Origin of the sequence: Neisseria cinerea, assembly GCF_900475315.1 — a bacterium.
GTDB lineage: Bacteria > Pseudomonadota > Gammaproteobacteria > Burkholderiales > Neisseriaceae > Neisseria > Neisseria cinerea.
Window position 1 is genome coordinate 1,385,299 of sequence record NZ_LS483369.1, and the last position, 20,745, is coordinate 1,406,043.

The window sequence follows — 20,745 nt, forward strand, 5'->3', positions numbered from 1 at the left end:
ACAGGAGCACTTTGCTTTTTCAAACGGCCCGAGTATCAAAAAATGCCGTCTGAAAGACAGAATCCGTGAAAACTCCCCACGCAGGTATTATCCCGATCGGGTGTAAAGGGTATTTCTCAGCCGCCTGAACATCAGGCAGCACCCCTGTTTCAATGTTAACCAAAATTAAACCACGAACATGAACTTTTGTAAAGAAAATAAAGGGCTGTACTAGATAACCAGACCAAAATTCCATTTCACTAATTTTTTAAAATTGGAATTTGAGATTTATTTCACTGACCGCGTTTACCTTTCCGGGTACCACCGGAATAGCTTTCATCGGCTTCAATCCCGCCTTCAAGTATTTCCAAATGCAGGCTTGTTTGATAGATGAGTAAGCGTAATCGATAAAAGCAATAAGCGGCTGTATTTTGTTTACATTAAACAATTCACCGGCTGTTCTTGCTGAGACACATAAGACAAACGGTTCAACGGGTTAATTTTGTTTATGCCGACTTAAGCGACTTTTTTCTCGTTGGTTTATTCTAACCTAAATGGGATTTTTGGTCGGTATCTAGTACAGCACCAAACGTTTTTATCCGTGCAATCTGTCTGACAGATGGAGAAATGCCGTCTGAACAACCTGATGTTGTTCAGACGGCATTTTTTTATCAACGGTATTTCCAATCAGAAGAACAGTTCGCGCCAGCTGATGCGACGGATACCGCAGCGTCTGCCTTGTACGTCGAGATTGTCGGTAGCATTCAGAAGCAGCGTGCGTGCGGCTTTTTCGGAGAAACAGCGGTTGTTGGGAATGGCTGCAGACGTTTGCAGGGCATTGTCCTTGCCGCTGCCTCCGATTTCGCCGTCGAGGCTGGTGGGATTTTCGGAGACACGTTTGGCATCAAGATAGCTGAAGTTCAGCAGACCGTTGCGGGTTACGCCGTTGGCTAAAAAAGTTTTGCCGTTGTCAGTACGTGCGGAGCTGTCGGGAGTGAAGCGTGCGCTGCGCGTGGTGAGTGCGCCGCCGTTGTCGGCATGTAGACCGAGAATGGTCGTTTTGGCAGTTGTGGTCCGGTCGCTGCTGGTAGGCAGGCAGACATCTTCGGGCTCGGTGGTGTGTTTTTGTCCCGAACGGGTGTAGCTGTGGATGGTCAATACGGCGGTACGCAGAATTATGGTCGGTTTGACGGTAATGCGCTCGCCTCGGGCAAGGTCGATTTTCCAGCCTTTTTGACTGCTTTCGATACCGTGGTCGCTCACATAGAGAAAGCCTTTGTCTTCGCTGACGGTTTGGGTTTGCAGTTGGTCGCGTGTGGCGGCTTCGAAACCGGTGTCGTTTTCAGCATGGGGATTGTCGTAAATGCCGTAGGCGGATTGCTGCGCGTCGTTGGTCAAATCGTCCTGATAGATTTCGCTGCCCGTACCGAAAATGACGACGTAGCTGCCGTTGGGACGGCGTGAAACGGCAGGGGCGGAGGTAACGGGCTGCCCGCTGCCTTGGAAAATCTGTACGGCTTTCCAGTCTTTGGGGGTTTTGCCGCGCAAATCGAAGCGGTACATATTGCCTCCGCGGTCGCCGGCATAGGCAAGGTCGGCAAGACCGTCGAAATCGGTATCGATGACGGCGGGTGTGGAAAGCCCGCCTATGCCTTTCGGTGCGGTGATTTTGGCAATCAAATCTCCCGGTTTGCCGACGGTGTCGCCGTGGGTACGGTTGTTGCTGCCGGCTTCTTTGCCCAACATATCGTAAATATAAAGTGCGGTTTCATTGGCTGCATCACTCGGGTTTTCCTTACGATAACCGCTGGCAAGGAAACCGGCATAGCGCACGTGTTCGGCAATCAGAGGATGTGCGTTGTCGACGGCACGGTTTACAGATATACGGGCGATTTGAGGTGTGCCGACGGTATAGCCGAGCGTGTTGGCTTCTCCTTTGGGCGTTTCGAACAGGGGAAGGGTTGCTTCCGGTTTGTCGTCGTTGACGGCATCAATATTGAGTGCGTATGCACCGCGTCCGCCCTGACCGGTTGCACCGAAAATCAGGGTGTGGCTTTTTCCGCCGACGGGATCGGTTTGGCGCAGGGTAAAACCGCCGTTGACGGTATAGCGGTGGTTTGCCAGCAATTTCGGATAGTCTTCTTTGGCAATGTATTTCAGGGTTTTGCCCAAAGTTTCTCCGCTTTCGCCTTCAATGCCTGCAGGGATATAGCTGATTTTGAGGTCGTAGGGATGGTCGGGGTTGCCGGTGCTTTCAAACAGGTGAACCATGCCGTCGTTGGCGGCGGCTGCCAGATAACGGCGGCGGTTGTGCTGTATTTCGCCTACTGTAGCAATACTTCCATCCAAAATATCGCCCAAGTCGCGCTGCCCTTGCAGACGGATGCGGTAGTTTTGGCTGTAGTCCTGTGTTTTGGCACGGTTGGCAATATCACTGTCTTTGCCGATACGCGCCGTCCATTTTAGCAAATCCAGCCATTCTCCCCTGTTTTTGTCGGGCGTAACAGAATCGGCAATGCCGAAATAGGCATTGTTCAGCTCGTCGCCTTGCAGACGTGCGATATCGTACACGGCAGAACCTGTATTGATGAGGGTTCTGCGGTTGGCAAACGAAGGTTGTACGGTTTTCGGATTTTGTTTCTGTCTGTGTCCGCTGGAAGCGAGTTTGTCGAACTCTATGCGGCTGCTCCATGAAGATGAATCAACGTGGACGGTAGCGGCAAGCTCGGGAATGCCGGAAGAAACGGTGGCAGGCGCGGTGCTGCCGGTTCCGCTGTAAATCAGCGCGGCACTGGTATCGACTTCAATCAGTTTGAGAATATCGTCAAATGCCTGCAGCAAATCTTCGGATTTGGCCGCATTGAAGTACCAATCGTCGCGGCTGGCAGCGCGGGCCAGATAAGCTTTGCCGTCTTGGGAGAGACTGCTGCCGAAGCCGACGGTAAAGGTCTGTACCAGCTGTTTGCTGTAGTCCACGCCTTTGGGGTCGATGCTCGGGTCGCCGTTCCAGCTGACGCCTGCCGCATCTTTGCCGGAGGTTTTGATGTCTTTGATGGAAAGTGTTCGGCTGAAAAATTCGATGCCGCCGGGTTTTCCGTCTAATGTGCCGGCAAGATCCCAATAACTGGACCCGTGTCCGCCATCGACTTCTTTGTTGCACACATTGATCAGCTGCTGCGTATTCAAATTTTTCATCGGGGAAGGACCGAAATATTCGTAGGCAGTCTGGAAGTCGGGTGTGTTGTACTTGTAGTTTTTGCTATAGCTATACAGAGCGCTCGAAAAATCTTCTGGAAGGTCGGTGTTTTGGTCATTACCGCCGTAGTTTTGGTCGTAATTGAAATTCTGGTGGAATGTCTTGTTCGAGGTTTTTTCGTCGGAAATGCTGCACGACAGGTTGGCATCGCCATCTGACAGCATGATGATGTAGGATTTTTGGCAGCGGTATTTGATATTGGGCATGACGGCGGATGCGGCAACCTCGTAATAACGGCGGGTTGCCGGTGTATAACCGTAGGGTCTCATGGCATCGACCCGGTTTTTCATGTTTTGCCAAGAAATATTAAAGGTTTCAGAGGGTAAGGTATAGTTTCTCTTTCCCGCATAGACGTTTGTCAGCCCTTGAATACCCCAGTTGAAGCGGTCTTGGTATTTGTCCAATACAGAGTTCAACGCCTGTTGGGCGACTTTTATGCGTATGTGTTCATCGCCATTGCCGACTGGCCAGTACATACTGCCTGAGTTGTCCACGAGAAACATGATGTTGTGTTTGACCTTGGGCTGCTCGATAACAACATTTTCGTTTTGCAGATAGGGTGGTACTTTGGCAAAACCTTTGGCATAGGCATGTGCCGATGCGGCAAGTGCCAGTGCAGAGGCGATGTTAGCAGTGATGGTGCTGATTCTTGTGTTTGGTTTCATGATGACTATATCCTCGTAACGTTTGATATTAATTATTCTTTATATTTTTATCTTATAGTTTATTCTTATAGTTTATTATAGCAGGCTCGTGATTTGTTTTGGTACCGTACTAGATAACGACTGAAAGCTATTCTGGCAGTGACCGGAAAGGTAATCGCGGTCAATGAAATAAATCTCAAATTTCAATTTTAAAAATTAGTGAAATGGAATTTGGTCTGGTTATCTAGCACAGCTCCGAAAATAATATTTCAAATCAGGCACAAATCGGCCTCGGACAAGATTTCATGATTTTTCGTGGAAAGAATGCTTGACACCGCGTACTGCCTTCTGTATAGTTTCACCTTCTGACGCGGGATGGAGCAGCATGGTAGCTCGTCGGGCTCATAACCCGAAGGTCGTAGGTTCGAATCCTGCTCCCGCAACCAAATATTAAAACCCCTCGGCTAAAACCGAGGGGTTTTGCTTTGTCCGCCAAACGGCGCACTGCCCTCGCAGTTGCAATCTCAACCGGTTTGGTTACAATCTTCCGCACTGTTTTTCAAGAAAGCCAACCATGCCGACCGTCCGTTTTACCGAATCCGTCAGCAAACACGACCTTGATGCCCTGTTCGAGTGGGCAAAAGCAAGTTACGGTGCAGAAAGTTGCTGGAAAACGCTGTATCTGAACGGCCTGCCTTTGGGAAACCTGTCGCCGGAATGGGTGAACCGCGTTAAGACAGACTGGCGGGCAGGCTGCTCGGAGTTTTCAGACGGCATTTTTCTGAATGCGGACGGCTGGTCGGATATGGGCGGCCGCTTGCAGCACCTCGCCCGCACATGGAACAAGGCGGGGCTGCTTCACGGATGGCGCAACGAGTGTTTCGACCTGACCGACGGCGGCGGCAATATCTTGTTCTCACTCGAACGCGCCGCTTTCCGTCCGTTCGGACTGCTCAGCCGCGCCGTCCATCTCAACGGTCTGACCGAATCGGACGGCCGATGGCATTTCTGGATAGGCAGGCGCAGTCCGCACAAAGCAGTCGATCCCGACAAACTCGACAATACTGCCGCCGGTGGTGTTTCCAGCGGTGAATTGCCGTCTGAAACCGTGTGTCGCGAAAGCAGCGAAGAAGCCGGTTTGGATAAAACGCTGTTCCCGTTTATCCGTCCGGTATCCCGGCTGCACAGCCTGCGCCCCGTCAACCGCGGCGTCCACAATGAAATCCTGTATGTATTCGATGCCGTCCTGCCCGAAACCTTCCGGCCTGAAAATCAGGATGGCGAAGTGGTGTGTTTTGAAAAGATGGACATTGGCGGCCTGTTGGATGCCATGTTGTCCGGACGCATGATGCACGATGCCCAGCTCGTTACTTTGGACGCATTCGACCGTTACGGATTAATCGCCCCGAACCACCCTCTGTCGGACTGGCTTCGCGGCATTAGGAATTAGGAACCGGTATGCTCAAATTGAACAAGGTCTGCAAACGCTTCGGCAATAAAACCGTCGCCGACGACATCTGCCTGACTGTCGGCCGCGGCAAAATACTTGCCGTGCTGGGTCGGTCGGGCTGCGGAAAATCAACACTGCTGAATATGATTGCGGGGATTATCCGTCCGGACGGCGGGGAAATATGGCTGAACGGGGAAAACATTACCCGTATGCCGCCCGAAAAACGCCGTATTTCGCTGATGTTTCAAGATTACGCGCTGTTTCCCCATATGAGTGCGCTGGAAAATACGGCATTCGGTTTGAAAATGCAAAAAATACAAAAAACCGACGCCGAACGCCTTGCCATGGCGGCACTTGCGGAAGTCGGACTGGAAAACGAGGCGCACCGTAAGCCTGAAAAACTTTCCGGAGGCGAGAAGCAACGGTTGGCACTGGCGCGCGCTTTGGTTGTCCGCCCTTCCCTGCTGTTGCTGGACGAATCGTTTTCCAGTTTGGACACGCATTTGCGCGACCGGCTGCGCCGCATGACTGCCGAACGTATCCGAAACGGCGGCATCCCTGCCGTTTTGGTTACCCATTCGCCCGAAGAAGCCTGTACGACGGCAGACGAAATTGCCGTGATGCATGAAGGTAGGATTCTACAATACGGCACACCCGAAACATTGGTCAAAACACCGTCCTGCGTGCAGGTCGCCCGACTGATGGGTTTGCCCAACACCGACGATGACCGCCATATTCCGCAACATGCGGTGCATTTCGATCAAGACGGCATGGAGTGCCGCGTATTATCCCGCACCTGTTTGCCCGAATCGTTCAGCCTGTCCGTCCTCCATCCGAAATACGGCATCCTGTGGCTGAACCTCGATATGCCGCACGCCGGTGAGATATCGGGAAACGATACGGTACGCATCCATATCGAAGACCGGGAAATCGTCCGTTTCCGCTGATGCTTCCTTAAAAACAAAATGCCGTCCGAAAAACCTTTCAGACGGCATTTTTTTACCAAAGCAGCTATATTTTTTCTAAGGGCGTTATTTGACTGCAATCTTTTTCCATTGTCAACAATATTTATTTCCGCATTTTGGCTTCGCCCTCTTCCTCGACAGGCACACTGTTGATTTGTTTAATCAGTTTTTCCGACTTTTCCTCGTCCTCGCAGCGGATGACTTTCGCGGTATCGCCTTCAAGCTGTCCGGCATTGCTGTGCAGGATGATGTTTTTGACCGACAGGATATTGTTGGGGTTCATCGAAAAACGGCGCAGCCCCATACCGAGCAGGATGCGGGTAAACGCCGTATCGCCCGCCATTTCGCCGCACACGGATACGTCTTTTTCCATACGGTTGGCGGTACGGATGACGTGTTGCAGCATTTTCAACACGGAAGGATGTCCGGGCTGGTAGAGGTGGCTGACGCTGTCGTCGCCCCTGTCGACGGACAAGATGTATTGAATCAGGTCGTTGGTACCGATGGAAATAAAATCGACCAGTTTCAAAATGCTGCCGACGGTCAACGCGGCCGAGGGGATTTCAATCATGCAGCCGACACCGACATCGCCGAAGGCTTCACCCCGCTCGGTAAGCTGCCGCTGGGCGGTATCCAAATGAATCAGGCATTGGCGCACTTCGGACAAGGAGGTAATCATCGGCCACATCATGCGCACGGGGCCGTGGGCGGCGGCGCGGAGGATGGCGCGCATCTGCGTGCGGAACATGACCGGTTCGGCAAGGCACAGGCGGATGCCGGTCATGCCCAGTGCGGGGTTGAGGCTGCCGTTGGGGGTGGCGTTTTGACCGAACCAGCGGGGGTTTTTATCCACGCCTAAATCAACGGTTCGGATGGTAACGCTTTTGCCTTTCATTTTTTTAACAATCGAGCTGTAAACTTCATACTGTTCGTCTTCAGACGGCATCGTATCGCGGTTCAGGTAAAGAAACTCGCTCCTGAACAACCCGATGCCGTCTGCGCCGAGATTGTGCAGCAATTTGACATCTTCGGCTGATTCTATATTGCCCAAAAGCTCGATACAGACCCCGTCGGCGGTGGCGGCGGCGGTCTTTTTGAGCTTGTTCAACTCGCGTTTGTGGCTGCGGTATTCGCGGGCACGGCGGCGGTATTCGTTCAACACTGACTCGTCCGGCGAAATAATCAACACACCGTTGATACCGTCCACGATGACTGTTTCGCCTTCGGTAATCAGTTTGCGCGCGTTGTGCAGCCCGATGACGGAAGGAATATCCAAACTCCTGCCCAAAATCGCCGTATGACTGGTCGGACCGCCGACATCGGTTACAAAAGCAGCAATCCGCTGCTCCCTGAACAAAACCGTATCGGCAGGCGAAAGGTCGTGCGCAATCAGCACGGTTTCGTCAAACAGGTTGTCGGCAACATTTAAATCGTTGCCCTGCCCGACCAGGTTGTTGTGGATGCGCTGGACGACTTGCAGCATATCCTGCTTGCGTTCGCGCAAATAGGCATCGCCTATGCCGTCAAACTGAGCGGCAAGTTTGTCGCTCTGCTGTTTCAACGCCCATTCGGCGTTGATTTTTTGTTCTTTTAAAATATCGACGGGTTCGCGCGACAAGGTTACATCGGTCAACAGCATCAAGTGCAGCGAAATAAACGCGCCCAATTCGGTCGGAGCGTTTTCGGGAATCGCGCTGCGCAGCTGTTCCAACTCTTTGCGCGTGGCTTTGATGGCGGCATCGAAACGGGCGGCTTCGGTGTCGATGAGCTCGTCTGAAACGTCGTATTGCGGCACTTCAGCCGTGCCGCGCGTAATCAGGTGGGCTTGTCCGATGGCGATGCCTTTGCCCGCGGCGACACCGTGCAGCACGATACTCATTATTCGCCCTCGCCGAAGTAGTCGTTGATTAAGTCGGTCAATGCCTTCATGGCGGCGGCTTCGTCCAAGCCGTCGGTTTCCAGCTCGATGACGGTGCCTTTGGCGGCGGCGAGCATCATTAAGCCCATGATGCTTTTGCCGTTGACGCGGCTGCCGTTTTTCGTTACCCAGACTTCGCTTTGAAACTGAGACGCGGTTTGGGTGAATTTGCTGGAGGCACGGGCGTGAAGTCCGAGTTTGTTGATGATTTCGATGGATTGTTTGAGCATTTCGATTCCCGTTTTATGTATATCGGCAGCAGACGCCGTTTAAAATGTTTTCTTGTCCTGCCACTCCTTCAGGCGGCATCATGGTTTTTCCGGCACACCAAATCGTCTGGTGCGGACATAATGGCGAAAATTCCCCTGACGGCGGCCTCCCTGACATTCTCGGTGAAGGCGGCAAGGTCTTCCGCCTCCGGAGAATGTTGGATGGCCTTAATCATCATCGGCGCATTCAGGCCGGTCAGAATGGCCGATTTGTTTTCGCGTACAAGGCGGCGGGCCGCATTGCAGGGGGTCGCACCGAAAATATCGGTCATAATCAGCACGCCGTCGTTGTCGGGAAATTCCTGAAGCGCGGCAATGGCGTTGTTGATGATGTCGTCTTGGTCTTCCGTCGGCTGCACGCCGAGTATGCGGACGTTTTCAGGCATCCCGCTTGGGAAAAAATGATGTGCCAGCTTGCGGTAGGCTTCGCCTATGGTTTCGTGTGTAACAATTAAAAGCCCTATCATGGTGTATATGCGTCCTGTTTATAATTCTTCTGCCAACCTGCCGTATAAACGTTATGCCGTCTGAAAAACATTCAGACGGCATGCCTGCCTATTTGCCGTTCAGTGCGTAAATCTCGCCTAGATTGCGCCAGCAGCCTGCCGCATCCATGCCGTAACCGAAAACATAACGGTTCGGCACATCCAGTCCGACATAATCGGCTCGGATAGGCTTGGGTTTGTCGATCAGCTTATTGGCGAACACCGCCGAACGGCAGCTTGCCGCACCCATTTCCAAAAGTTTGGCTTGAATGGCGGACATCGTATGCCCTTCGTCCAGAATATCGTCCAACACAACCACATGCCTGCCTCGGATTTGTTCCGCATCGGGCATACGTTTCCAGTTGAACGCGCCGCCCTCCAGCTTGTCGCCGTAACGGGAAACATGAACATAATCAAAATCTAACGGAAAGCGCAACAGCGGCAGCAACTGCCCCGTAAACACCACCGCCCCGCCCATCACGGGCAGGAGCAACGGATATTTATCTCCCAGGTCGCGCGTAATCTCGTCCGCCACTTTTTGCAGTGCGGTACGGCATTGACCTTGGTCGAACAAAAGATCGGCGTTTTCAAGCATTGCCTGTGTTTCAAGGCGTTTGGTTTCTAAATCGGTCATCATGTCAAAATCTGTCGGTAAAAGAAAAATTATAAACCAAAGTATCGGATGCCGTCTGAACTGTCCTGCTCAGCGGTCGGTACGCACGCGCACAAATGTGGCAAATTTCGGCGTACCTTTCTGCGTAAAGCCACGGTAGTGGTAGGTAATCAGCGTGCCGATTTTGGGCGGGTTGTCGCGGTCTTTGTCTTTGAAGCCGCTGCCGATGCGGAATTCGCCGTGCCGGTTTTTGCAGCCGACCGCGCCCAACCGTCCGGCATTGCGCCCTTTGCCCTCATAGTGCCGCGTTACCGTGCATTCGTCGTCGTATTGGCTTTTCAGCTTCAATAATTGGCTGCTCCTGCCGCCGCTGTAACGGGATTCGGGCTGGCGCAGCATCACGCCTTCGCCGCCCTGCGCTTCGATTTGTTTTAAAAAGTCCATCGCGTGTTGCCGATCGCGCACTTTGATTTGCTGGATGATGGTAATCGGCGCGTTCGGATGCGTTTTCAGCCATTGCGTTGCGACTGCCAAACGTTGGTAGAGGTTGCCCTGCGCCTTGGGTACGTCGAAAACGTGCAGGCGGATGCCGCGCCAGTCTGAAGAAGCAGAACGCACGGCGGCGGAAATCTGCTCGAACTGACCGCGTCCGCTATACAATTCGCCGTCCAAAGGATAAGGCGGAAACTGCGCGGTAAAACCTTTGGGCGGAGCAAACGCATACCCCTGACGGCTCATCAGGTGCTTTCCGTCCCAATAGGCGCGCACGCCGTCGAGTTTCTCGCTCATCGCCCAGCCTGCAATCTCTTGGTCTTTGTATTCCTGCGCCAGCATCAAATCCGCCGCGCCTGCCGATGCAGGGATGAAAACCGCCGTAAAAATCGGTATGATGCCCCTGATTGTCTTCTTAATCATCTGATTCCCCAAATATCAAAACAGGCGGCAAACCGCCATAAAATAAACGGTAAACCCGATGCCGTCTGAAAAACCGTTTAGGAACACGCCATGACCCTACGTTACGAAATCCTCTCCGTTACCCCCTTCCGCCAAAACTGCACCCTGATTTGGGACGACGAAAGCGGCGAAGCCGTCCTGACCGATGTCGGCGGCGACGTGCCGTTCCTGCTGCAAGAGTTGGCAAACCGCAAACTTACGCTCACGGCAATCTGGCTGACGCACGGCCATCTCGATCATGCAGGCGGCGTGGTCGAGATGCTGAAAACGCGTAACGTTCCCGTCCTCGGGCCGCATCCGGACGATGAATTCCTGCTCCAATCTCTGCCGCAAACCACCGCGCAATACGGATTTCCCGTCTCGCCCGCCTTTGCGCCGACACGTTGGCTCGAAGAAGGCGAAACGCTCACGGTCGGACGCTATGCCTTTCAAGTGCTGCATATTCCGGGTCATACGCCGGGACATGTCGTCTTTTATTGTGCCGAGGCGGAATTGCTGATTGCAGGCGACGTGCTGTTTTACGAAACCATAGGCAGAACCGATTTTCCGCGCGGCAATCACGCCGACTTAATCAATAATATCCGCAACAAATTATTCGCCCTCCCCGAAACCGTGCAAGTTGTCGCCGGACACGAGCGTATGACTTCCATCGGACACGAAAAACGGCACAATCCGTTTTTCTAACCGCCTTCACTACGGTCTTCAGACGGCATCATCTGCACTGATGCCGTCTGAAACACAAAAAGCTCAGGCAACCGCCGCCTTACCGGTGTACCTCGCCGGACAAGGCTTTGGTAAGTACTTCAAACAAACCCCGAATCAGAACCGGCACGGTTACGCCGCGCTTTCGGCATTCCCGCTCCGGCTGAAACAATATTTTTCCGCACAAGTCAGACTGCTTCATCTTCTGCCGCATATTCCAAAGATTCCGACAACGCCGTTGTTTCATTGGCACGTTCGGTCAAATCGCGTGCAAGCTGCTTGTTTGCCTTCACACCCAACAGACGCAGTTTCTCGGCGCGGCCGACCAGATTCCCGCGCCCCTCGGCAAGTTGCTTAAATGCCGTCTGAAAGCTGCTTTGCGCCTGATCGATGCTTTTGCCGACGCTTTCGAGCGTTTGTGCGAACCCGACAAACTTGTCATACAGCTTGCCGCCTTCGTCCGCAATCGCCAGTGCGTTCTGATTTTGCTGTTCGTTGCGCCAAATATTCGCCACCGTCCGCAAAGTCGCCAGCAGCGTACTGGGGCCGACCAGCATAATCCGTTTGTCGAAACACTCTTGGAACAATCCCGCGTCATGCTGCAACGCCAGCAGGTACGCCGGCTCGACAGGTATAAACATAAAGACGAAATCCAAAGTGTTCACACCTTCCAAATCGGTGTAATTCTTTAATGACAAACCTTTCATGTGCGCACGGATACTGGCGACATGCGCCGCTAACTCGCGTGCCGCCGCATCCGCATCCGCCGCCTGCGTGTAGCGCACATAAGCCGTCAGCGAGACCTTGGAATCAATCACAATCTGTTTGTTGTCCGGCAGGTTGACCAAAACATCGGGCTGCAAACGGCGCGTGCTGCCGTCTTCCTCCTTACGGACAGATGCTGCCTGAACCGTATATTCCCGTCCCTTCTGGAGGCCGGAATTTTCCAAAACCGTTTCCAGAATCATCTCGCCCCAATTGCCCTGAACCTTATTCTGCGTACCGGTCAGCGCGTTGGTCAGGGCCTTTGCCTCGCTGTGCAGCTGCGCATTCAACCCTTGAAGCCGTTTCAATTCGTTTTCCAACGTCAGCCGCTCGCGCGATTCTTTATCATAGGTTTGCTTGACCAACTCGCCGAAACCGTGGATGCGTTCGTTTAGCGGGTTCAAAACCTGATGGAGCTGCTCTCGGTTCTGCTCGGTAAAACGGCGGCTTTTTTCTTCCAAAATCGTGTTGGCAAGATTTTGAAACTGATCGCTCAAGCTCTTGCGCGCTTCGCCCAGTAAGGACAGCTTCTCTTCAGAAGCAAGGCGTTCCTGTTCGATTTGCGTTGTCAAACGTTCGTTTTCAACCGCCAAACCCTGTGCCTTTTCCTGCAAATCGATATGCGACTGCCTCAACCGCTCCGCTTCTGCCTCTTTTTCCTGCAAATGGGCAATCTGTTTTTCAGCTGCGGCAAAACGGTTGCCGACATCGGAAAGGTCGTTTTGCACGTCGCGGACAGTTTGGCGGCTTTCTTCCAAATCGGTTTCGATTCTTTGGCGGATTTGGCGTTCCAGCGCATATTGGTCGGCAAATGCCTTCCGCTCCTGTCCGAGCTGCGTTGCCAAACGTTCGTTTTCAACCGCCAAACCCTGTGCCTTTTCCTGCAAATCGATATACGACTGCTTCAGCCGAACCGATTCCGCCTCTTTTTCCTGCAAATAAGCAATCTGCTTTTCGGCTGCGGAAAAACGATTGCCCAAAGCATAATTTTCGTCTTGCAAATGCTCGTATTTCCCATCCAAAACGGCCAATTCCGATGCAATTTCTGCGTGTGCCTGTTCAACAAAATCACATCTTGCCGCCTTTTCCGCCAATTGCGCGTTCAATACGGCTAATACACCTTGAAACCGGCTCTTCATCAGTAACCATGTAAACAACACGCTTGACAGCAAAGCCGCCAGCAATAGCAACACAGTCATCAGCTCCATAAATCATCCTAATATTCAAACATTTTTCACACCGGACAAAACTGCCGCTTATTCCGATTCTACCTGTTTGTTCGACATAGCTCCAAAAAATATAGCGGATTGGCTTTAAACCTGTTCGACATCGCCTTACCATGCTGCTTACGGTTTCAGACCTTTTCCTAATTCAATATCAATCTGCCACAAACCCTGATTAAGTTCCCGATGTCTGACATTTTTAGTAAGCACCTTTGTTAATTACTGCCAAGGCTTAGCATCAGGTTTGCTATGTTTTTTTCGCCATTGAATACATGCAGGTCTATTCCACATTGTTTTTTCTTCACAGATTGGTCCACCTTCTAAATACCAGCCTTTTTTCTCTAAACAAAGATTTACCTCCGGATTATCACTTTCACCGGTAACAAAATCCATACCGCAATCCTTCATATCTTTTTCTTTTCTATCAACATATTTAGTTAAAACATTAGGATCTGATTCAGGGAATAATGCATCTGCATTATGTAAGCGCCAACGATCATGTGGTGGAAGTGGTTGAAACCATCCACTACAGCTTGTAAGCAATAAGATTGAGGGTATTAAGAATAAAAATCTTATTTTCATTTTATTTCTCCTTCGCTTTATTTAATTCAAAAATAGTTCTTTCATTACCCATTTTAAGATCTCCTCCAGTTCTATATCCGTCATTAATACATTGTCGTTGTCCTAAGCCATGGCAATTATGTAATGATGCCGTCTGAAATGTTGCAGGTATGTTAAGACGGCATACGGGTGCTGACTTTCCCAAAGGGCCGAAGCATGCAAAAAGGGCAAACCCTAAAGGATTTGCCCTTTTGTTCCAAACGTTTAGTGTACGTCTTTCCAATATTCTTTTTTCAGGAAATACGCCAAAGGCAGCATAACCGCAAATAGGAAAATCATCACGATATAGCCTATACGTTTGCGTTGCAGCTGAGCAGGTTCGCCCATGTACACAAGGTAATTGACCAAGTCGCGTACGTAAGTATCGTACTCTTTTTGGATGACTTTGCCGTTAGGCAGACGGCGGCTGTGCAAACCGGTAGATTCCCAATACAGCTTAGGAGTCAGGTTGCCATGCTCGTCTTTAATCATAACGGGTTGACCTTTAGCATCCAACTCAACGGCTTGAACACCTTGTTGCTCCCACAGCGGGTGAGGCATACCGACTTTATCAAATACGGTATTGTTCCAGCCGCTCGGACGCGTAGGATCCTTATAGAATCCGCGCATATAGGCGTAAAGATAGTCTGCACCTTTGGAACGCGCAATCAACGTCAAATCGGGCGGAGCAGCACCAAACCATTTTGCCGCATCTTTAGGATCCATTGCAGCATGCATCACATCGCCGACATTATCGGTGGTAAACATCAGGTTTTTCTTGATTTCTTCGTCAGTCAAACCGATGTCCTTCAAACGGTTGAAACGCATACCGCTTGCCGAGTGACATGACAGACAGTAGTTGGTAAAGATTTGTGCACCGCGCTGCAAGCTTACTTGGTCGCGCAAATCGATATCGACTTTCTCATAATGTGCATGACCGCCCGAAGCAAATGCCGCACTCATGGGTACTGCCAACAGTAAGGCAGCAAACCAGTTTTTCATAACTTGTTTCATTTCGACTGCCCTCATCAGATGTTGGTTGCAAACAGATATGCACAAACCGCCGTAATGCCTACATAAACAAAAAACATGATTTTTTGTTTGGCGGTACTCATGGTTACACGTTCGGGAACCGGTTTGTTGGTATCCAGTTTGGTATAGAACGGCATACCCAGGAAGAATGCAAAATAAACGAAGGACAGGATGCGTGCAACCAAAGTACGCGTATCAGTTGCCACCATCGCACCCAAAATACCCAAACCGATAAAGGCAATGATGAACAGAACCAATGCGGTTTTAAAGATCGGACCACGATAGCGGACGGATTTAACCTCGCCTTTATCCAGCCAAGGCAACAGGGCAATCAGTACAACTGCCGCACCCATACCGATTACACCCCATACCTGTGTTCCCAAGAACGAGGGAATCGCACGCAAAATGGCGTAGAACGGAGTGAAGTACCATACCGGTGCAATGTGCGGAGGTGTTTTCAGCGCATTCGCAGCATCGAAGTTCGGTGCTTCGAGGAAGTAGCCGCCGCCTTCTGGTGCAAAGAACAACACGGAACAGAAGACAATCAGGAATACAACGACGCCCAAGATGTCTTTAACAGTGTAGTAAGGATGGAATGGGATACCGTCGCGCGGGATACCGTTTTCGTCTTTGTTTTTCTTGATTTCAACGCCGTCAGGGTTGTTAGAACCCACTTCGTGCAGGGCGATGATGTGCGCCACAACCAAGCCGAGCAATACCAGAGGTACCGCGATAACGTGCAGGGCAAAGAAGCGGTTCAGGGTAACGTCGGAAACGTTGAAGTCGCCGCGGATCCAAGTAGACAAATCAGGACCGATAACAGGGATGGCGGAGAACAGGTTAATAATTACCTGCGCACCCCAGAAGGACATTTGACCCCAAGGCAACAGGTAGCCCATAAAGGCTTCCGCCATCAATGCCAAGAAAATCAGGGACCCGAAAATCCACACCAACTCACGGGGTTTTTTGTACGAACCGTAAATCAAACCACGGAACATGTGCAGATAAACAACAATGAAGAAGAAAGATGCGCCAGTGGAGTGCATGTAGCGGATAATCCAACCGCCGGACACGTCGCGCATGATGTACTCTACTGCGGTAAAGGCAGCAGGCAGATGGTAGGCGTTAAGGTTACCGTCCGGTTTGTAGTTCATAGTCAGGAAAATACCGCTGACGATTTGAATCACGAGGACAAGCAAGGCTAAAGAGCCGAAGTAATACCAAAAGTTGAAGTTCTTTGGTGCGTAGTATTGAGCCAAATGCTCATTCCACATCTTAGACAGGGGGAAACGAGCGTCCATCCAGCCTAACAATGCTTTTGCTTTGCTATTGGTTTGGTTTGCCATAATTATCGTTCCTTATTCTCAGTCTTCACCCACCAAGATGGTAGTATCACTCAGATATTTGTAAGGTGGTACGACCAAGTTGGTCGGCGCAGGAACACCTTTATACACCCTGCCTGCAATGTCGAATTTCGAACCGTGGCAGGGGCAGAAAAAGCCGCCCTTCCAGCCAGCACCCAAATCGGCAGGTGCAATGTCGGGACGGTAGGTCGGAGAACAGCCCAAGTGAGTGCAGATACCGATGGCAACGAGAATGTTCGGTTTAATCGAACGTGTCTCGTTTTTAGCGTATTCCGGCTGTTGTTCCACATCGGAATTGGGATCGGCCACTTCGCCGTTCAGGCTTTTCAGGTCTTTAAGCTGTTGATCCGTACGGTTGACCACCCAAATCGGTTTGCCTTGCCACTCAGCAGTCAACATCTGACCCGCTTCGATTTTGCTGACATCCACTTCGACGGCAGCACCGGCAGCCTTAGCTTTTTCCGAAGGAAAAAAACTGGCCACAAACGGCGTTGCCACACCCAATGCTGCCACTCCGCCTGCGCCGCAGGTCGCAAGTGTCAGGAAACGGCGGCGGCCGTTATTGATTTCTTGATTATCCATTATTCAGTCGTCCTAATATTTTGGGAATACCGAGCCATTAAACATTGCAATTTTACCCAGTTTGCAGTGATACTCAAAGCATTATTTAAAATAAGGTAAAGTTTTATGATATTTCTCAATAATCAAGCCGGATTGCCTTCATCAAAATGACACACTCCCAATCCGAATATTCCTGCCGCCGCCGCCGCCAATGCCTGTACGCCGTAACGTTCCGTCGCATGATGCCCTGCAGAAATAAAAGCCGTACCCATTTCATTGGCAAGGTGGTATTGGGCTTCAGAGATTTCCCCCGTCAAATATAAATCGACACCTTCGTCTATTGCCGTCTGAAAAAACCCCTGCGCCCCCCCGCTGCACCATGCAACCTTTCTGATTTCACGGCTCAAATCGCCGATAACGACCGGCTTCCTCTGCAAAACCGCTTCAATATGGACAGCCAATGCACCAAGTGTCTTGACTTGTTTCAGGCTTCCTGAGTTAAGCAGGTTTTGTTCGCCAAAACGCCTTTCAACTGTAAAACCTAGTTTTTCAGCGAGTTGGGCGTTATTTCCTAATTCAGGATGCACATCCAGCGGTAAATGGTAAGCCGCCATATTGATATCATTATCCAATAACGCGGCAATCCGTTCTTTTTTCCAACCGGTAATGGTCGGCAACTCGTTTTTCCAAAACATGCCGTGATGAACCAGAAGCAAATCTGCCTTCTGATCCGCGGCAAAATCAATTGCCGCTTTACTTGCAGTTACCGATGTGGCAATCTTACCGATATACTCTTTCCCTTCAATCTGCAAACCGTTGGGGGCATAATCTTTAAACAATGCTGTCTGCAATGTTTCATTACACCAAGTCAGAAAATCCCTGCGCAATACCATCTTTTTTCCTAATCGCTTTAAACAAGCGGGCATTCTAATCGCAAAATGTCCGGCATTCACATTTTTCCGATTTGCACCCGCATATGAATTATTTTAATATGCGCCTGTTCAATATGCCGTCTGAAATCTCATGGATTCCATCATCGAACTGCGCCACCTCAAGACCCTGCTGGCACTTGAAGAAACCGGCAGCGTCTCCCTTGCCGCCAAACGGGTTTTCCTTACCCAATCTGCACTTTCCCACCAAATCCGTATGCTTGAAAACCACTACGGCGCACCGTTGTTCGAACGAAAATCCACACCTTTGCGCTTTACCCCGGTTGGAGAAAGGCTGTTACGCCTCGCTCACGACCTGTTGCCTCAAGTTACCGATGCAGAACGTGATTTGGCGCGCATTATAGAAGGAGAGGCAGGAGAATTGCGGATTGCCGTCGAATGCCATACCTGTTTCGACTGGCTCATGCCCGCAATGGGTGAATTCCGCCCGATATGGCCCCAAATCGAATTGGATATCGTATCGGGATTCCAAGCGGACCCTATCGGACTGCTGCTGCAACACCGCGCCGATCTTGCCATTGTTTCCGAAGCGGAAAAACAAAACGGTATTTCTTTCCAACCACTGTTTGCCTACGAAATGGTCGGCATTTGCGCACCGGACCATCCGCTTGCCGCCAAAAACGTTTGGACGGCGGAAGACTTTATCGGGGAAACCCTGATTACCTATCCCGTTCCCGATGAAATGCTGGATTTACCCAAAAAAATCTTAATTCCGAAAAACATCAACCCGCCCCGCCGACACAGCGAACTGACCATTGCCATTATCCAATTGGTTGCCAGCCGAAGGGGAATCGCCGCCCTTCCCTACTGGACCGTTATGCCTTATCTTGAAAAAGGCTATGTCGTTCACCGGCAGATTACCGACAACGGACTGCAAAGCAAACTGTATGCCGCCATCCGCACTGAAGACACAGATAAAAGTTATCTGAACAACTTTTGCCAAATCATACGTGAACGCGGCTTCGCGGACTTGCCCGGATTAAGTGAGTTGGAACCGGTCTGATTTCCCTTGTTCAAACCATACCCGGGCAGTTTTTCTATTCTTTCATGTACTGTTTTTGATTTTTGCCCAATCCGTAATCTTTAGATTACCAATGGGAAACCGCCTGTTACAAATAAAAAACCCTGCGATAAGCAGGGTTTTTTGAATTTCCAACATTAACGTTTGGAGAATTGTTTTGCACGGCGTGCTTTGCGCAGACCCGGTTTTTTACGTTCAACTTCGCGGGCATCGCGGGTAACAAAACCAGCTTGAGACAAGGCGGGTTTCAACGCGGCATCGAAGTCAATCAGGGCACGGGTAATGCCGTGACGGATAGCGCCGGATTGACCGGTTTCACCACCACCGACAACATTGACTTTGATATCGAACGATTCTGTGTTTTCAGTCAGAACCAAGGGTTGGCGAACAACCATTCGGCTGGTTTCGCGTGCGAAGAATTCGTCAACGGGGCGGCCGTTTACGATGATTTGACCTGTACCTTTAGTCAGGAATACACGAGCCACTGAACTTTTGCGGCGGCCTGTGCCGTAGTAGTATTTACCGTTCATGTCGCGTCCTTATTTCAATTCCAAAACTTTGGGTTGTTGTGCGGCATGGGCATGTTCTGCACCAGCGTACACTTTCAGTTTTTTAATCATAGCGTAACCCAGTGGACCTTTAGGCAACATGCCTTTTACGGCTTGTTCCAAAGCGCGACCTGGGAATTGCTCTTGCATTTCGCGGAAAGTGCGTTCGTAGATACCGCCTGGGAAACCGGAGTGACGGAAGTATTTTTTATCTTCGAATTTGGCACCGGTTACACGCAGTTTGTCCGCATTGATGACGATAATGTAATCGCCGGTGTCAACGTGGGGGGTGTATTCAGGTTTGTGTTTGCCACGCAAACGGCTGGCGACTTCGGCTGCAACGCGACCCAAGACTTTGTCTTGAGCATCGATGACGAACCATTCGCGCTTCACCTCGTGGGGTTTCGCTGAAAAGGTTTTCATAGTGGAAATCCAGATAGATATAGAAAGTTGTAAATTTTAAAGATGACGGCGCATTTTGTCAATCGCATTACTGCGTTACGACGAGGTTTTCTCATTGCACCATCGGTTGCGGACAGTTTGCATTTCTCTAGGCGTTTTATTCCAAAGGAAAGGCCGCATCTTGCGATGCGGCCTTATATCGGAATCCCCGCGAGAGCCGTTTCGGCCGAATCCGCTTGAACCTTGTTGACAAGGCGGCTGCCTCGGGTAGTTTCGGGTGCATCCGTAAGGGGACGCTCGCGCCCACTACTTCTCCCGGCAACCTTAAGCGAACTTATTGGTTCAAAGGAATATATGCCTTCGCGGACACCGCAGGGAAAAACTGTTACTCCTGCCCCAAGCGGGTTAGTGCTTTTTGGCAGGCATTGCTCATATCGGTTATTTTACGCTCAAAATCACCGATTGCCAAATCGCCGTTAAGGGAAATTTTCAACAGGTCATGGACGACATTGAGTGCCGCCATGATGACGATTTTCTCGCTGTCGGCAACTCGTCCGCCTTCTCGGATTGCCTCGGCTTTTCTGTTGAGCATTTCGACTGCCTGCAAAAGTGTGTCTTTTTCTTCTGCCGGCGTGTTGACGGTCAATTGGGCGTGCATGACTTCGATGTGGACTTGTTCGGTATTCATCCTCTACTCCTTATCACTGCGTTTCCTGATTTTGGGGAAGCTGTGCAATCAGTGCTTCGATTCTTGCCCTACTCTGTTCGAGCAGGGTGCGGTATCGTGAATTTTCTTCCATCAGGCTGTCAATCTTGTTTTGCAGGTCTTCCTTAAGTTTGCTGACTTGAATGAGCAGGGCTTCGCTGAGTTCGTCAACGGCGGTTTTGTGTTCGTATTCCTGCCGCTCGTGCGCCCGTTTGAGCTCGGCAACGGTTTCTTTGAGGCGGCGGTTTTCGCTGATGAGGGTTTCGAATTTCTGTACCAACGTATAAACGCTGCTTTCGAGTTTTTCGATATTTTGTTTCATGACCTTACCTGTCTGT

At 50.8% G+C, this 20,745-nt stretch carries 20 protein-coding genes, 1 tRNA gene, 1 other RNA gene, 1 pseudogene and 1 riboswitch; of the genes and pseudogenes, 5 read left to right on the plus strand and 18 right to left on the minus strand.

All coding sequences use genetic code 11. The features are described from left to right. Positions 1-56 precede the first annotated feature (56 nt). A riboswitch (TPP riboswitch) is annotated at positions 57-156 on the minus strand. A 119-nt stretch (positions 157-275) separates the two neighbouring features. Both DQM57_RS07150 and pilC read right to left on the minus strand, forming a co-directional pair. After that, positions 276-523: pseudogene (locus DQM57_RS07150) on the minus strand (IS1595 family transposase); the annotation flags it as partial. A 143-nt stretch (positions 524-666) separates the two neighbouring features. Continuing rightward, on the minus strand, positions 667-3,900 hold the full coding sequence (pilC, locus tag DQM57_RS07155) for a PilC family type IV pilus tip adhesin (RefSeq protein ID WP_167395562.1): 3,234 nt from the start codon (positions 3,898-3,900) through the stop codon (positions 667-669). A gap of 348 nt (positions 3,901-4,248) precedes the next feature. Between pilC and DQM57_RS07160 the strand changes: the two genes are divergently transcribed. From DQM57_RS07160 to DQM57_RS07170, 3 genes are all read left to right on the plus strand, one after another. Beyond that, a tRNA-Met gene (locus DQM57_RS07160) sits at positions 4,249-4,325 on the plus strand. A 128-nt stretch (positions 4,326-4,453) separates the two neighbouring features. Continuing rightward, the gene (locus tag DQM57_RS07165; RefSeq protein ID WP_108044235.1) at positions 4,454-5,329 is read left to right on the plus strand and encodes an NUDIX hydrolase; all 876 of its coding nucleotides are present in this window, start codon (positions 4,454-4,456) and stop codon (positions 5,327-5,329) included. A gap of 8 nt (positions 5,330-5,337) precedes the next feature. After that, positions 5,338-6,276, plus strand: coding sequence for an ABC transporter ATP-binding protein (locus DQM57_RS07170; protein WP_108044236.1), 939 nt, complete (start codon positions 5,338-5,340; stop codon positions 6,274-6,276). A 121-nt stretch (positions 6,277-6,397) separates the two neighbouring features. On the opposite strand, the gene ptsP is transcribed toward DQM57_RS07170, so the two are convergent. The 5 genes from ptsP to DQM57_RS07195 all read right to left on the minus strand — a co-directional run bounded on the left by ptsP (position 6,398) and on the right by DQM57_RS07195 (position 10,494). Then, a complete protein-coding gene (ptsP, locus tag DQM57_RS07175) occupies positions 6,398-8,173 on the minus strand; it encodes a phosphoenolpyruvate--protein phosphotransferase (RefSeq protein WP_108044237.1) in 1,776 nt (591 codons plus the stop codon). Next, positions 8,173-8,442, minus strand: a complete 270-nt coding sequence (locus DQM57_RS07180) for an HPr family phosphocarrier protein (protein ID WP_003677272.1) — start codon at positions 8,440-8,442, stop codon at positions 8,173-8,175. Before DQM57_RS07180 ends, ptsP begins: the two co-directional genes overlap by 1 nt. 68 nt (positions 8,443-8,510) lie before the next feature. Continuing rightward, positions 8,511-8,948: a PTS sugar transporter subunit IIA gene (locus DQM57_RS07185; RefSeq protein ID WP_111727378.1), complete on the minus strand. Its 438-nt coding sequence runs from the start codon at positions 8,946-8,948 to the stop codon at positions 8,511-8,513. An 88-nt stretch (positions 8,949-9,036) separates the two neighbouring features. Then, positions 9,037-9,600, minus strand: a complete 564-nt coding sequence (locus tag DQM57_RS07190; protein WP_111727730.1) for a hypoxanthine-guanine phosphoribosyltransferase — start codon at positions 9,598-9,600, stop codon at positions 9,037-9,039. 69 nt (positions 9,601-9,669) lie between these two features. Further along, on the minus strand, positions 9,670-10,494 hold the full coding sequence (locus tag DQM57_RS07195; protein WP_111727379.1) for a DNA ligase: 825 nt from the start codon (positions 10,492-10,494) through the stop codon (positions 9,670-9,672). A 90-nt stretch (positions 10,495-10,584) separates the two neighbouring features. On the opposite strand from DQM57_RS07195, the gene DQM57_RS07200 reads away from it, so the two are divergent. Then, positions 10,585-11,217, plus strand: a complete 633-nt coding sequence (locus DQM57_RS07200; protein WP_111727380.1) for an MBL fold metallo-hydrolase — start codon at positions 10,585-10,587, stop codon at positions 11,215-11,217. 206 nt (positions 11,218-11,423) lie between these two features. Here DQM57_RS07200 and DQM57_RS07205 read toward each other — a convergent pair whose 3' ends face one another. From DQM57_RS07205 to DQM57_RS07235, 6 genes are all read right to left on the minus strand, one after another. After that, on the minus strand, positions 11,424-13,208 hold the full coding sequence (locus DQM57_RS07205) for a DNA recombination protein RmuC (protein ID WP_111727381.1): 1,785 nt from the start codon (positions 13,206-13,208) through the stop codon (positions 11,424-11,426). A gap of 234 nt (positions 13,209-13,442) precedes the next feature. Continuing rightward, a complete protein-coding gene (locus DQM57_RS07210; RefSeq protein ID WP_111727382.1) occupies positions 13,443-13,805 on the minus strand; it encodes a hypothetical protein in 363 nt (120 codons plus the stop codon). A gap of 243 nt (positions 13,806-14,048) precedes the next feature. Then, complete coding sequence (locus DQM57_RS07220; RefSeq protein ID WP_188211176.1) at positions 14,049-14,837, minus strand: cytochrome c1; 789 nt, start codon at positions 14,835-14,837, stop codon at positions 14,049-14,051. 14 nt (positions 14,838-14,851) lie between these two features. Beyond that, the gene (locus DQM57_RS07225; RefSeq protein WP_003677248.1) at positions 14,852-16,201 is read right to left on the minus strand and encodes a cytochrome b; all 1,350 of its coding nucleotides are present in this window, start codon (positions 16,199-16,201) and stop codon (positions 14,852-14,854) included. 18 nt (positions 16,202-16,219) lie between these two features. Beyond that, entirely contained in the window at positions 16,220-16,801 is a 582-nt protein-coding gene (petA, locus tag DQM57_RS07230) for a ubiquinol-cytochrome c reductase iron-sulfur subunit (RefSeq protein ID WP_003677246.1), read from the minus strand. A gap of 122 nt (positions 16,802-16,923) precedes the next feature. Next, the gene (locus tag DQM57_RS07235) at positions 16,924-17,673 is read right to left on the minus strand and encodes a Nif3-like dinuclear metal center hexameric protein (protein WP_111727384.1); all 750 of its coding nucleotides are present in this window, start codon (positions 17,671-17,673) and stop codon (positions 16,924-16,926) included. 130 nt (positions 17,674-17,803) lie between these two features. Here DQM57_RS07235 and DQM57_RS07240 point away from each other — a divergent pair, with 130 nt between their 5' ends. Beyond that, complete coding sequence (locus DQM57_RS07240) at positions 17,804-18,733, plus strand: LysR family transcriptional regulator (protein WP_111727385.1); 930 nt, start codon at positions 17,804-17,806, stop codon at positions 18,731-18,733. A 155-nt stretch (positions 18,734-18,888) separates the two neighbouring features. Here the strand turns inward: DQM57_RS07240 and rpsI are convergent, their stop codons facing one another. The 5 genes from rpsI to DQM57_RS07265 form a co-directional block, all read right to left on the minus strand. Then, on the minus strand, positions 18,889-19,281 hold the full coding sequence (gene rpsI, locus DQM57_RS07245) for a 30S ribosomal protein S9 (protein WP_003677242.1): 393 nt from the start codon (positions 19,279-19,281) through the stop codon (positions 18,889-18,891). A 9-nt stretch (positions 19,282-19,290) separates the two neighbouring features. After that, positions 19,291-19,722, minus strand: a complete 432-nt coding sequence (gene rplM, locus DQM57_RS07250) for a 50S ribosomal protein L13 (protein ID WP_002215010.1) — start codon at positions 19,720-19,722, stop codon at positions 19,291-19,293. Positions 19,723-19,902: 180 nt separating this feature from the next. After that, positions 19,903-20,082, minus strand: a non-coding RNA gene (ssrS, locus tag DQM57_RS07255) — 6S RNA. 4 nt (positions 20,083-20,086) lie between these two features. Then, entirely contained in the window at positions 20,087-20,389 is a 303-nt protein-coding gene (locus DQM57_RS07260; protein ID WP_107997380.1) for a cell division protein ZapA, read from the minus strand. Positions 20,390-20,402: 13 nt separating this feature from the next. Further along, positions 20,403-20,729 (minus strand): hypothetical protein, encoded by a 327-nt coding sequence (locus DQM57_RS07265; RefSeq protein WP_107961122.1) that lies wholly within the window; start codon positions 20,727-20,729, stop codon positions 20,403-20,405. Positions 20,730-20,745: the final 16 nt, after the last annotated feature.

Coding starts and splice junctions, on each gene's coding strand:
- DQM57_RS07235 (WP_111727384.1), bottom strand. CDS start 17,673: ATGGTATTGCGCAGGGATTTTCTGACTTGGTGTAATGAAACATTGCAG.
- DQM57_RS07170 (WP_108044236.1), top strand. CDS start 5,338: ATGCTCAAATTGAACAAGGTCTGCAAACGCTTCGGCAATAAAACCGTC.
- DQM57_RS07165 (WP_108044235.1), top strand. CDS start 4,454: ATGCCGACCGTCCGTTTTACCGAATCCGTCAGCAAACACGACCTTGAT.
- DQM57_RS07225 (WP_003677248.1), bottom strand. CDS start 16,201: ATGGCAAACCAAACCAATAGCAAAGCAAAAGCATTGTTAGGCTGGATG.
- DQM57_RS07220 (WP_188211176.1), bottom strand. CDS start 14,837: ATGAAACAAGTTATGAAAAACTGGTTTGCTGCCTTACTGTTGGCAGTA.
- DQM57_RS07205 (WP_111727381.1), bottom strand. CDS start 13,208: ATGGAGCTGATGACTGTGTTGCTATTGCTGGCGGCTTTGCTGTCAAGC.
- DQM57_RS07210 (WP_111727382.1), bottom strand. CDS start 13,805: ATGAAAATAAGATTTTTATTCTTAATACCCTCAATCTTATTGCTTACA.
- DQM57_RS07195 (WP_111727379.1), bottom strand. CDS start 10,494: ATGATTAAGAAGACAATCAGGGGCATCATACCGATTTTTACGGCGGTT.
- pilC (WP_167395562.1), bottom strand. CDS start 3,900: ATGAAACCAAACACAAGAATCAGCACCATCACTGCTAACATCGCCTCT.
- DQM57_RS07265 (WP_107961122.1), bottom strand. CDS start 20,729: ATGAAACAAAATATCGAAAAACTCGAAAGCAGCGTTTATACGTTGGTA.
- DQM57_RS07200 (WP_111727380.1), top strand. CDS start 10,585: ATGACCCTACGTTACGAAATCCTCTCCGTTACCCCCTTCCGCCAAAAC.
- ptsP (WP_108044237.1), bottom strand. CDS start 8,173: ATGAGTATCGTGCTGCACGGTGTCGCCGCGGGCAAAGGCATCGCCATC.
- petA (WP_003677246.1), bottom strand. CDS start 16,801: ATGGATAATCAAGAAATCAATAACGGCCGCCGCCGTTTCCTGACACTT.
- DQM57_RS07240 (WP_111727385.1), top strand. CDS start 17,804: ATGGATTCCATCATCGAACTGCGCCACCTCAAGACCCTGCTGGCACTT.
- DQM57_RS07260 (WP_107997380.1), bottom strand. CDS start 20,389: ATGAATACCGAACAAGTCCACATCGAAGTCATGCACGCCCAATTGACC.
- DQM57_RS07190 (WP_111727730.1), bottom strand. CDS start 9,600: ATGACCGATTTAGAAACCAAACGCCTTGAAACACAGGCAATGCTTGAA.
- DQM57_RS07180 (WP_003677272.1), bottom strand. CDS start 8,442: ATGCTCAAACAATCCATCGAAATCATCAACAAACTCGGACTTCACGCC.
- rplM (WP_002215010.1), bottom strand. CDS start 19,722: ATGAAAACCTTTTCAGCGAAACCCCACGAGGTGAAGCGCGAATGGTTC.
- rpsI (WP_003677242.1), bottom strand. CDS start 19,281: ATGAACGGTAAATACTACTACGGCACAGGCCGCCGCAAAAGTTCAGTG.
- DQM57_RS07185 (WP_111727378.1), bottom strand. CDS start 8,948: ATGATAGGGCTTTTAATTGTTACACACGAAACCATAGGCGAAGCCTAC.